We start from the raw sequence: 11,922 nt of genomic DNA, 5'->3' as shown, positions 1-11,922 counted from the left end.
GGTCGCCGCTCAAGCGGCGGGGGGATCTTTATTCGCTGGGAAGAAGAAATCCCCCCTGCCTTTGGCATCCCCCCTTGTTAAGGGGGGAATATGAATCCAACTTTATTGCATTGACTTAAAACTAGTATGGAGGAGAAATGAAACGCAGATTTTTTTTAAAAGGCATCGGTACAGCTTCAACAACGCTACCCTTTACCGCATGTTCCATCATATCCAAAAGGGAGTACAAAAGCTATGAGCCGAAAGGGGAGATACCGAAACGAACTCTTGGCAAAACAGGCATAAAAGTATCTGTTCTAGGATTCGGCTCACACCTGAAAAAAGAACTTATCGCACAACCGGAAGACCGTGACAGGATGATCAAATTGGGTTTTGAGGGCGGAATCAACATCTTCGATGTCTATGAAGAGGGTTTCAGGCAATTCAAACCCATGGGCATGAGCCTAAGGGGTATTCGCAAAAATGCGGTCGTATCGCTGTGTTTCGAGCTGTCGACTGACAAAATGCAGGGCGAACTCGATTTTGCGCTGAGAAGTTTTGATACCGATTACATCGATTTATACCGGCTCTATTCTGTTGACGATGACCGGTTCGCCATTATGGAAAAAAATAAAAAGGCTGGTAAAATCAGGGCGATCGGTGTCGTTGCCCACGATGAACCAACCATGATGAAGCATATCGACCGGTACGGGGATACTCTCGACTATGTCATGATTATTTATAACTTCCATCATAACAGCGGCTTCAGCAGCAAAGATTATCCCGCCAACGATTATTCCGCGCTTATACCCCGTTGCGAGCGTATGAATCTCGGCATTCTCGGTATCAAGCCAATGGGAAGCGATGCCATGGTTGAGCTCGCTGCAAAAAACGGTTTTTTCAAAGACAAAAAGGCTAATATCGCCCAGGCTATGCTGCGGCACATTTATATTACAAAAGAAATAGATTCAACCATGCCTGCGATGAACAGCATGAAAGAAGTAGTTACAAATCTTGAATCGGTTTATAATCCGGCACTGTCGCAATATGAAAAAAGCATGCTCCAGAATCTGAGTACTGTTGCGGCTTCTACAAGGAGCGCGTATCTTCCGGATCATTATAAATGGCTTGAAAACTGGGCAACGAGAACGGTTTAATATATGTGTTCTCGTGGATTTTCCCGTTGAAAAGGAGGCGCATCATGCCAGAGAACATCAATGCTTCAAGACGCATGTTCCTGAAAATTGGATCCTCGATGATCCTTGCAAGTAAGTATCTAACCTCATATTCGCAGGAACGTCATGCGGGAGATGCCCAGACCATAAAAGCAGGGCTCGAAGAAGATACGGCATATGCTGCTGCACGGAGAAAGGGAACAGCATCCGGGTATCGGGGATACCTGTCGAAATACCCTCAAGGTCGTCACGCGGACGAAGCCCGGCAGGCAATACAAAAACTTGAAACTGCCGGGGAAAAGGAATCCGTGCTCTCTGGCCTTGGATTCAAGATGGTGCCGATCCGCGGTGGAACTTTTCGCGTGGGCGACATCGTGGGCGGCGGTCTGGATAGAGAAGAACCGGTTCATACGGTTACAGTGGATGGATTCGAGATGAGTGCGACTGAGGTGACAGTGGGACAGTTTCGGAAATTTGTGGAAGAAATCGGTTACAAAACCGAAGCTGAACTGGGAGATCAAGCATACGTGGTTTCTGGGGGGGAGTGGGTCAGAAAACCAGATGCGAACTGGAAAAATCCATACCTGCGCCAGACGGAAAACCATCCCGTGGTGTGTGTGAGCTGGAATGACGCGGTGGAATTTTGTGCGTGGCTGAGAAAAAAAACGGGACAGGCAATTGGGTTGCCGACAGAAGCAGAGTGGGAGTATGCATGCAGAGCGGGAACGGAAACCAAGTACTTTACCGGCAACAGTGAGGAAGATCTTGACCGGGCGGGCTGGTATTGGAGAAACAGCGGGAACAGCCATTTGCCCGGCGACTGGAATTTGAAAGTACTGACCGAGAATCATTGTGGTACACATCCGGTGGGAATGAAGCCGCCGAATGCCTGGGGCTTGTACGATATGACCGGGAATGTATGGGAATGGTGTCATGACCGGGTTGACAAAGACTACTATACGTCGAAACCTTCCGAGAACAGGGCGTTTCGCGGCGGCGGTTGGTACGAGCAGGCCGTGTATCTCCGAACGGCTTACCGTCACTGGCGCAGGCCGTCCCACTCATATTGGGGCCTGGGTTTCCGGATAGTCCGCAGGCCATAAACGGATTCACCATGAAAAACTGCATAGAGGTTTTTACCCGTTGAAAAGGAGATGCATCATGCTGGAGAACACTAACACATCGAGACGCAGGTTCATCAAAATCGGATCATCAATGGTTCTTGCCAGCGCTGCTTCGTCATCCGGAGCAGGAGTACTTTTCAAGCGCAAGTCGCAAGTTTCCAGGGAACTGCTCGAAGTGGGGCTTATCCTCGGAGCAGGCGGTTCGACAAATTGGGGATCGGGCGGCATCTGGGACAGACTGCTCAATCCTCCGCCGGGAGTTCCCAGGCGTACCGGTATGCTTTTTACCAAGGTATGGTCGGCCGATCCACAGGTTGCTGAGCGATTCAGTAAACAAACCGGCATCGAAATTGTAAAGAATTTTGACGGCATGGTGGGCAAGGTACACGGGATGTTCGTGGATGACTTCTTTGCCGCAGCCTATAATTACAAGCTTGCGAGGCCATATCTGGAAGCGGGGATACCCACATATATAAACCGTCCCTATGCGGACTCGATGGTGAAGGCCCGTGACATGGTGAACCGCGCAAAGAAGGGCGGCACGCCGCTCATTACCGCATCGGACTGGGAATTCCTGAAGGAAGTCCACATTATCAGAGGCAAGATCAAACATGATGAAATAACCAGCTATGAGGTGTGGAATTCCAGCAATGATTACTACTCGCACGGCATTCATGGATTATGGCTGGCGTACACGGCGATCGGCGGGGGCATCCATTCGGTAGCGTTCAAGTCAAAGGACTGGCGCACCAGTGTGAATCCCTTTGATCCGGGAAAGTGTGGTATAACCTATGTGTTATATAAAGACCGCGGCAGGGGACAGTTCACAGGCAAGATAAATGAAGGGCAGATGCCGGGAGTTGGTCTGAACAACTGCGCCTTTGTAATTCAGCCGGGGGACAAAACTTTCATCAACCATTGGGTGGATCAATGGGCGCGCGATGAATTTGAGTGGCTGCCCATGGTTCACCAAATCCAGCGGCTTTTCGAAACGGGCGAGATGTACCAGACCCACGAAGAGATACTTGAAAAAAGCGCCATGTTCATCGCAGCGTTTTACTCCCACTTGGAAAAGAAGGGCGAGATGGTCCCGCTCGATACTTTACCGGAAGATTGGGCCATCGGTTCCCCGTACGGTGTCTTTGGTACAAACTCGAAGGCGGCGATTGATCCGTACATAAAGCTCTTTGGAAAAGAGAAGGGGTTTTTACAGCCGACGACCTAATAATGCTTTCCGGCCGAAACCCGTGATGGTGGCGGCTCAGTCGTCTTTGCTGGAAAGCCCGAAGCGCGGGATATTCGCGGAATATATTCTGAAACACGGCGTAGAGATAATGGGTTCAAACACTCGAAGATGATGTTATGCCTGGGTAAGTTCCCATTCGGCGGAGTGATTTCGACGTACGAGCAGGATTTCAGCCCGGAAACGATGGAATTTGAGTTGCCGGAGATTTCGTGACAGGGATATGACGTACCGGTCAAACCATGTATTCGTTATCTGAGTTATTGAAAAAACCATGCAGTTGAAAGCATGAAAATGTTATGAAGCATGATGTGATTACGCTATGCCTGATGAAAAGCTCTACAGAGGATTTTACTCGTTGCAAAGGAGATGTGTTATGCAAGAGGACATCAAGGCGTCAAGACGCAGGTTCCTGAAAATCGGATCCTCGATGATCCTTGCAAGCGCTGCACCACCGTCAAGTGCAGAGGTTATTTTTAAGCGTAAGTCACCCGCTTCCAGGGAACTGCTCGAAGTCGGGCTTATCCTCGGTTCAGGCGGTCAATCGAACGGCATCTGGGGCAAATTACTCAATCCACCTGAAGGAGAAGTCAGGCGTACCGGTATGATTTTTACCAAGGTATGGTCCGCCGATCCAAAAGTTGCAGAGGGATTCCGCAATAGATTCGGCGTCGAAATTGTAAAAAGTTTTGACAGCATGGTGGGCAAGGTGCACGCGATGTTTGTGGATGACTTCTTTGCGGTGGCCTATAATTACAAGCTTGCTCAGCCATATCTGGATGCGGGAATACCCACCGTTGTGAGGTGTCCCCAGGCGGACTCGATGGTGAAGGCCCGTGACATGGTGAACCGTGCAAAGAAGGGCGGAGCGCCGCTCATGACCGGATCGGACTGGGAACACCTGAAGGAAGTCCACACGATAAGGAGCAAGGTGAAACTTCAGGAGATCACCGGCTATGAGGCGTGGAATTCCAGCGCGGATTACTATTCTCACGGTATCCATGGTTTGTGGTTGGCATACGCGGCTGTTGGCGGCGGCATCCAATCGGTATCGTTCAAGACAAAGGACTGGCGAACCGGCATAAATCCTCATGATCCGGAAAAGAGCGGCATAACCTATGTGTTATATAACGACCGCGGCAAGGGACCGTTCATCGGCAAAATTAATGAAGGGCAAATGCCGGGAATAGGCGGGAATAACTGTGCACTCATAATTCAACCGGGGAACCAGACTTTCATCAACCACTGGGTGGACGAATGGGCGCGCGATGAATTTGAATGGCTGCCCATGCTCCACCGTATCCAGCGGATGTTTGAAACGGGCAATATGTACCAGACATACGACGAGATCCTTGAAAAAACCGCCATGTTCATTGCGGCATTTCGCTCCTACCTGGAAATGGGCGGCAAGATGGTATCGCTCGATACATTACCGGAAGACTGGGCCATCGGTTCCCCGTACCGGGATGCAAAGTCGAAGGAATATATTGAGCCGTATATAAAACTCTTCGGAAAGGAAAAGGGCGCTATACAGCCCATGTAGGGGGATATTTCAGAGTATTCCGAGGCTTTTGCATATGTCGAGACTTTAGAAGCAGCCTCCTTCCTGTCCTTTGGACATCCCCCCAAAGGGGGCAGGAAAAACTGTGGTGTAACGACTTCCCTTGCCCCCGGAACGGGGGAAAGGGACCGAGGGTTAGGGGGCTTGAGTTAAAAACTTACCATTTTTTATTTACATCGACTTTTGCAATTGGCTCTACTTGAAAGGATAATACTTGCATGATATTCAGGCTGGCGATTGCGGTATTGGTGCTTTCCGTATTCGGTTACACAATTGTCCAGGCGCTGGAACGGCCGGATGTGGAGTTTAAAATCTTTCAGTTTCCATCCGACAGGATTCCCTGCATAGACGGAAAAACAGATGACTGGAATATCGTTCCGGAAAGCTACACCATCGGTTCCGATCAGCTTCGAGACACCGATTTGGGTAATGTCGGGAGCCCTGACCCGAAAGACCTGAATGTGAACGTGAAAGTGGGTTGGGTGAAAGGGATGAACCGTCTGTATTTTCTCTATGAGGCGGACGATAATTACTGGTCCATGTTCTACCGGCGCGGCGATATTTTTGAGGTGGCGGTGGACGGCGACCTGTCGGGCGGACAATTCATCTCCAATCCCCAGCTTCCCGATCCCATGGAAAACCATTTCCGTTTCAAAGGTGTACACTCCCAGAATTACCATATTTTCACCCCTCCCGGTGAGGGCAGAGACTGGGCCATGGTCTGGGGCTGCCAGCCATGGATTCGCGACCTGCCCTATGCGAACCATGCATACTCATACAATTTCAAGGAAGGCGAGAGCGGGCATCTTATCCTTGAATTCTGGATCACACCGTTCGATTATGCCCCCTATGACGGTCCTGATGGCGCGGTTGAATCAAAACTGGAGGAGAACAGGATCATCGGGCTTTCCTGGGCTGTAATGGATTATGACAAGGCTGAAGGCGATTATACAGGTTTCTGGAACTTGTCACATAAAACGAGGATGGATTCCAATGCCTCCTGCCAGGTCGCTTTCCGCCCGATGCCCCTTGAGCCGCAATTCCGTAAGCCTATAGAAGCGCAATGGTCTTTCAAGGTTGTGGATATGGACCGCCGGCTGGTGGCTTTCAAGGACCTATCCTACGGGAAAATCACTTCATGGCTTTGGTATTTCGATGACGGCACCACCTCCACCGAGCAGCATCCCATTCACCAATATTCCAAGGCGGGCGAGTATGTGGTCGTTCTGAATGTGGAAGGACCTGCCGGAAAAGCGCGGCGAATCAAAGTGCGCGATGTTGTGGTAAAATGAAAGAAGCCTGAAACCCATGGCGTAGAGAGAGTAAACTGCCGGTTACGACACTGGTTCGGTCGATTCCGGCGAAGAACTATCATTGTGTCAAAATCGGTTCAGATGGTCGATGTTACTTAGGCTCTCTTTGCATCTTATTGCGCCAATGGAAATCAAGACTATCTCTTGTCACTAACCCGAATTATTCACAAACTTGCTATGACATTTTCTTAACTCTTTTTTAAACAAATACTTATTAATAATTTTGGAAGGCAGCCCCCTAAATCCCCCGAAGGGGGACTTTTCGTGGTAAAGATGAAAATGCGAAAGTGTAACTTTTTAAAAAACCAATTAAGCCTTGTCTTGCAGTCTTTTAAATCCCCCTTTGGGGGATATAGGGGGCTGTAGTTTTAACGCTCACAGAGACTAAAATCCCTTTTACCTACATAATTCGGGCTAATTACTTGAAACTCTCAGATTATTTACCAGTTCAATACCCCCTTTTCTTAAACAACTCGATCATTCTGTAAAAATGGTCATAACCACCTTTCAGCGCAACCGAAAACAACGCCGCAGGAACGTCTCCCCCTGTGCAGCGCTGAATCTCCTCCACGATTTCCATGACGGTGGTCCAGTAAATCTGGTTGAGCAGCGGCCCGGAGGTCGGGCAGACCTTTCTCTCGAAACCGGGAATGGCGAACAGCCCGTAGGTATCGCACATGGCGCCGACATGGACATCGGTTTCCTTCGGCACCGTGCGGCCTTCGGGAATTTTATTGTTGCGGGTCATCGGGCCGATGGAAACCACTTTTGCGCCGATTTTTCTCAGCGCATCGAGGCTTCTGAGATCGATCTCGTCGTCCGGTTTGGACAATCCCATGATGACCAGGTCTTTGGGTGAGGGAGTTTCCTTTCCCGCCCAGCTTGTCCAGTCGGTCAGGTTACCGTCCCTGTCGGCTGACAATCCCTGTGTCAGGAGGAGACCGCCGCGCCGTCCGCGCGCTTCTGCGGCGAATCCACCGTACCGGTCGTAGCCGTAGACCCGTCCCCCCGAAAACACCGAATCGACCGCCATTTTAGCTATTTTTCTGATTGCTCCAAACTCGGCCCCGATAAGCTCCATCTGAGATATAATCGCATCGAAATAGTCATCCATGAGGGGATCGCTCCGCAGTGTCCGATCCTTTGCGTTTTTCCAGTCAATGGCAGGCTCGTCGCCTTTCACCGGTGGGGGCTTTCCCTCGCGAGCAAGGATACGGCATGCATCTGCTGTCATCATCCAGAACGTCACCATGCCGATAACTCCGGATTCCGGGCCGATGGGCGCGGTCATGCCGGGAACGGTCATCACAGCCCCGATAGTCGTCATGTTGGTTTCGATCCAGATATCGCAGTACGGGCGGATTTTCAAGTTTTGAAATTTATCCTCGAGGAGTTCGCTTTTCCGGGCGTCCGCCCCCCACGGCACCGGCATCCCGATGACATACATGTCCTTGGTATCTACTTCATTGAGAGAGCCGTTCTCTGTCGATTTCAGAAAGAGATCGCCGGACCTGGATTTTTTCGGGTCGTATCCGGGCGTGAAAATTTCCGGAAGGCCGTTGCGCCCCGGGGAAAGGATATCGATGTTGGGGCCATGCCCCATATCCCATGAGCACCAGCATGTTTTTCCTTCCAAATGCTTGCGGGCGATCATGTAGGAGGCTTCGAGCATGTTCTGAGACTGGGTGTCGCGAATCCATGTAAGCAGTTCGCGAATTTTTGTTAAATACCTGATGGAGAGCGGTCCAGGAGAAGAATCGGCGGCGTTTTCCCTGATGGGATTTGTTACTGCTCTCTGGGACAAAGCTCTTGTTGCCAAACCACATATTCCGGCGGCGGTGAGAGGAATAAGCGGAATCGCGTCACGGCGTTTCATTGGGTAAACTCCTGTTATACAGGGTGATATGTTTTATACATGACGACATATTTTATTGCGTTTCTTTTCAAAATAGATGCGGCAACGGTTGCTAAAAGATGCGCTGCGCTTTCATCGTTCCCGCGAAACGGCAACAAGTTCGGCATGACACGTGTCATCCTGAACTCGTTTCATTATCTAATTCCAATTATTTTTCAAATTGACGTAAAACCTCACCCGCCCTTCGGGCACCCTCTCCTAATTAGGAGAGGGCCGGGGTGAGGTTAAAAAATGGAAATCATGCCATTTTGAACGCTTATTGGAATAAATACTCAAAACATGCGCATTTATTTATGTCGTCATGTATATTCTCTCGCAAAGTTCGCAAAGTCAAAAGGACAGAATCCAGAATAAAGAAGACAGGGGAATGAACTACCCTCCCGTCAAGCTGCAAGGTATTCTTTGCGAACTTTGCAAGAAACAGTATTTCAAAGGGGGTTTTTCAATTCCCTGTGATCTGAACGATTCCCGGGGCAACTTTTTTAAAGATGGGCATGCATTCGCCATACCGGGCGTTGATGTAGGTGGGATCGCAGATCACATACCGCGCCGAACGGTATATCACCGCATCTCCCGGCGCATTTCCGGCGAACCTGACCGCAGTCGCAACATGTCCCGGGTAATCAAGCCCGATGACCTCGAGATTCAGAAGATTGCGGACCAGAAAGGCAAAGAGCACCGCCCGGTCTTCACAATCCGAGTACGGGTAGAAAAGAGTTTCCTCCGGGAAGAAATATTTCTCTCTCCCAAACTGGGCATCATCGGTTTTATAAGCGAATGCAGTCTGTACGAAACAGAGCAGGATATTCACCGCCTCCTCTTCCGGCTTGTTCAGGACAACCGGTTTCAATGCAGCGAGGATGTCGTTCCGGGTATCGGCGGCCATGGAAGCCCGGAAATAAATGTCAAGATTGGTCTGTGGATAATAGCGGTAGAAATCGACCACGTTCTGACGCACATTCACCGGGAGGGTATGGGTTTTCCCGGCATAGGTGAACGTGAATGTCTTCCGATCGCCGGTTCCGGTGATATCAGGCGGGGTGATGATGGCGAGATCCATGTCTTTCCCGGCGACGCCGTAATTCCCCTGATAGGTATAGAGAGATTTTATCGTTTTCGGAGATGTGTTCATGGGCATGACATAGTAATTGTTCTTTCCGAGGGTATAGTAGGGTGCGCTGTACACGGTGTTTACCGATGGAAGGAGAAGATATACCTGGTTGTCCGCAAACCCGGCCCGTGCATCGTAACCGGACTGTACCATCATGAACCAGGTGAACAGCCTGCTTTCATTGACCGAACCGGCATACAGGCTTTCGCCCGCCGCGTTCAGGAGGAGACAGTATCCCCAGTCGTTCAGGTTCAATTGTTTCCGTATCTGCATGGCCTGCGTCAGAAATGCCCGGTAATCGGATTTACTGAGCGCCTCCCAGAAAGCGCCGATGGTCTTCTCGCCCGCCTGGCCTTCGAGAGGGTGTTTTGCCTGGGGATCGCAGGTCATGCGAAGCGGAGTACCGAAAAAGTCGAATGCGAGCGGTACACCTGCCTGCCCAACAGGCTGTATCGGTTTCAGCTCGGGTTGTGGTTTGGGAGGAGACGGGGGTAGTATCTTTTCCGGCGGTGGAGCGACGGGTCTGGGGGCGGGAATCTCAGCCGGACGGGCGACAGGCGGAGTATCAGGTTTGGGGGTGGTATCCGGTTTGATCCCGGTGTTGAGGTCCAGCTCTTTCCAAGCCCGGTTCAAAATCTCGGCGAATTCGGCGTCAACCTGTTTCATCTTTTCGAACCGATCATTGGCCTCCTTCTGCATCTGCTCGAATTTCTTGTTCTGCTTTTTGATCATGTCGTCGAAATCGTCTCCTGTAGTAACCGGCGTTCTGTAACAGAAGAGAGCGGACAGGAAAAGGATGAACATCAGGTTTTTCATGGTATCCTCGTGTTTGGTCGGACAGGCGGTTTCTTTGAAATATAGCTTCGAAAAAGTTCATACCAAGGGAAATTCTTTGCAATACAGATTTAAAAGACAGCAATAAAACTTTCCGAGTATGTCCTCAGGTATGTATTTCTTGAACACACTACACTGTGATTGCGCAATTAGATACTGAAACGAGTTCAGGATGACACGTGTCATGCCGAACTTGTTGCCGCATCTATATCCTAGCACTAACCTTCTCAAATAGCATACTCGGATTCTTTTATACCTTGCTTTGTTACTCAATCACTCTTGTTAAGTCAATGCAATAAAGTTGGATTCATATTCCCCCCTTAACAAGGGGGGAAGCCAAAGGCAGGGGGGATTTCTTCTTCCCAGCGAATAAAGATCCCCCCGCCGCTTGAGCGGCGACCCCCTTTTAAAGGGGGTAAAAAAAAAAGAAACTCCAGCACCAGACATTATCTGATTGACGTTACACTAGGTATAATCTGTGGGACTCCTTAAAAAAGTAACTGCTTACTATCCGGATTGTTGTATGAAGCTTGAAAAAAATAACGAAAACCATGGGCACGGCCAAAACCATAATCACGAACATGGGCATGGTCATCTCCATGAACTAAAAACCCATTCCCGCCGTCGTCTTTGGATTGCGCTGGTCATCAATGCCGTATTCCTTGTTGTGGAGGTTATCGGCGGCATACTGGCGAACAGCCTGGCGCTCATGGCGGACGCCGGGCATATGCTGACCGATGTGGCCGCCCTGATTTTAGCCATTTTTGTGGCGCGGCTGGCGGAAAGGATGGCTACTCCCACACGCACCTATGGACTCTTACGGGCGGAGGTTCTGGGTGCCTTCGTCAACGGTGCGACGCTGATGATTATTGTGGGGGTGATCTTCTGGCAGGCATGGAGCAGGTTTGGGCAGACACCCCAAATTAACGGCCCCCTCATGATTATTGTGGCGATTATGGGCCTGGCAGCCAATGCCGGAAGCGCCTGGGTGCTTTACCGCAGCCGGGATGAAACGGTCAACATGAAAGCCGCCTTCCTGCACATGGCCTCCGATGCGCTCGGCTCCCTTGGAGCAATCATTGCCGGTGTGGTGATTTTCACCACCGGCTGGACACTGATTGACCCCATCGCCAGTGTCGTTATCGGTATTCTTATCCTTTTGAGCACTTGGGGACTGCTTGTCCAGACCATCAATATCCTCTTGGAATCAACCCCGGAAAATATCGACTATCATGAGGTCAAAGAGGCGCTGGAGAGCCTGGAGCATGTCCAGGAGGTCGATGATCTCCACATCTGGACCATCGCAAGCGGCATCCCCTCGCTCAGCGCCCATGTCCGTCTGCATGCGATGTGCTGCAATACCACCCACTGGCAGGTTTGTCTCAAAAACGCCCAGGATCTTCTCCGTGAGCGGTTCGGGATTCTCCATTCTACCCTTCAGTTCGAACCGGATGATTTTGTGTGTGATGAGGAAAGAGTTTGCAGGCTGGAACGGAACTCTCCCCGGAAAGAGCAATAAGCTTTTTTTACTGGCCATCCCCCAGAATTTTTGTACTAATGTTTGTAACTCCTTATAATGCTTATCGTTATAAGAATAATTTTATGTGAAAGTATTATCGGATAATTGCATGCCTTCTTGAAGGACTGATCCCCCCTGTCCTTTGGAC

The 11,922-nt window shown here is 50.2% G+C and carries 8 protein-coding genes; 6 read left to right on the top strand and 2 right to left on the bottom strand.

What is annotated here, in order from left to right; genetic code table 11:
* Positions 1-137 precede the first annotated feature (137 nt).
* The 5 genes from Q8O92_15250 to Q8O92_15230 all read left to right on the top strand — a co-directional run bounded on the left by Q8O92_15250 (position 138) and on the right by Q8O92_15230 (position 6,374).
* On the top strand, positions 138-1,136 hold the full coding sequence (locus Q8O92_15250) for an aldo/keto reductase (GenBank protein MDP2984675.1): 999 nt from the start codon (positions 138-140) through the stop codon (positions 1,134-1,136).
* 44 nt (positions 1,137-1,180) lie between these two features.
* Complete coding sequence (locus Q8O92_15245; GenBank protein MDP2984674.1) at positions 1,181-2,257, top strand: formylglycine-generating enzyme family protein; 1,077 nt, start codon at positions 1,181-1,183, stop codon at positions 2,255-2,257.
* Between the two features lie 58 nt (positions 2,258-2,315).
* Entirely contained in the window at positions 2,316-3,503 is a 1,188-nt protein-coding gene (locus Q8O92_15240; GenBank protein MDP2984673.1) for a hypothetical protein, read from the top strand.
* Positions 3,504-3,897: 394 nt separating this feature from the next.
* On the top strand, positions 3,898-5,064 hold the full coding sequence (locus Q8O92_15235) for a hypothetical protein (protein MDP2984672.1): 1,167 nt from the start codon (positions 3,898-3,900) through the stop codon (positions 5,062-5,064).
* A 236-nt stretch (positions 5,065-5,300) separates the two neighbouring features.
* Positions 5,301-6,374 (top strand): PKD domain-containing protein, encoded by a 1,074-nt coding sequence (locus Q8O92_15230; protein MDP2984671.1) that lies wholly within the window; start codon positions 5,301-5,303, stop codon positions 6,372-6,374.
* A gap of 469 nt (positions 6,375-6,843) precedes the next feature.
* Here the strand turns inward: Q8O92_15230 and Q8O92_15225 are convergent, their stop codons facing one another.
* Positions 6,844-8,271: a hypothetical protein gene (locus Q8O92_15225; protein MDP2984670.1), complete on the bottom strand. Its 1,428-nt coding sequence runs from the start codon at positions 8,269-8,271 to the stop codon at positions 6,844-6,846.
* 481 nt (positions 8,272-8,752) lie between these two features.
* Positions 8,753-10,237 (bottom strand): hypothetical protein, encoded by a 1,485-nt coding sequence (locus tag Q8O92_15220; GenBank protein MDP2984669.1) that lies wholly within the window; start codon positions 10,235-10,237, stop codon positions 8,753-8,755.
* A 541-nt stretch (positions 10,238-10,778) separates the two neighbouring features.
* Between Q8O92_15220 and Q8O92_15215 the strand changes: the two genes are divergently transcribed.
* Positions 10,779-11,774, top strand: coding sequence for a cation diffusion facilitator family transporter (locus Q8O92_15215; GenBank protein MDP2984668.1), 996 nt, complete (start codon positions 10,779-10,781; stop codon positions 11,772-11,774).
* Positions 11,775-11,922 lie beyond the last annotated feature (148 nt).

Source organism: Candidatus Latescibacter sp., assembly GCA_030692375.1.
GTDB lineage: Bacteria > Latescibacterota > Latescibacteria > Latescibacterales > Latescibacteraceae > JAUYCD01.
This window is presented reverse-complemented; position numbering and strand designations above follow the sequence as displayed.

Coding starts and splice junctions, on each gene's coding strand:
- Q8O92_15220 (MDP2984669.1), bottom strand. CDS start 10,237: ATGAAAAACCTGATGTTCATCCTTTTCCTGTCCGCTCTCTTCTGTTAC.
- Q8O92_15235 (MDP2984672.1), top strand. CDS start 3,898: ATGCAAGAGGACATCAAGGCGTCAAGACGCAGGTTCCTGAAAATCGGA.
- Q8O92_15250 (MDP2984675.1), top strand. CDS start 138: ATGAAACGCAGATTTTTTTTAAAAGGCATCGGTACAGCTTCAACAACG.
- Q8O92_15240 (MDP2984673.1), top strand. CDS start 2,316: ATGCTGGAGAACACTAACACATCGAGACGCAGGTTCATCAAAATCGGA.
- Q8O92_15225 (MDP2984670.1), bottom strand. CDS start 8,271: ATGAAACGCCGTGACGCGATTCCGCTTATTCCTCTCACCGCCGCCGGA.
- Q8O92_15245 (MDP2984674.1), top strand. CDS start 1,181: ATGCCAGAGAACATCAATGCTTCAAGACGCATGTTCCTGAAAATTGGA.
- Q8O92_15230 (MDP2984671.1), top strand. CDS start 5,301: ATGATATTCAGGCTGGCGATTGCGGTATTGGTGCTTTCCGTATTCGGT.
- Q8O92_15215 (MDP2984668.1), top strand. CDS start 10,779: ATGAAGCTTGAAAAAAATAACGAAAACCATGGGCACGGCCAAAACCAT.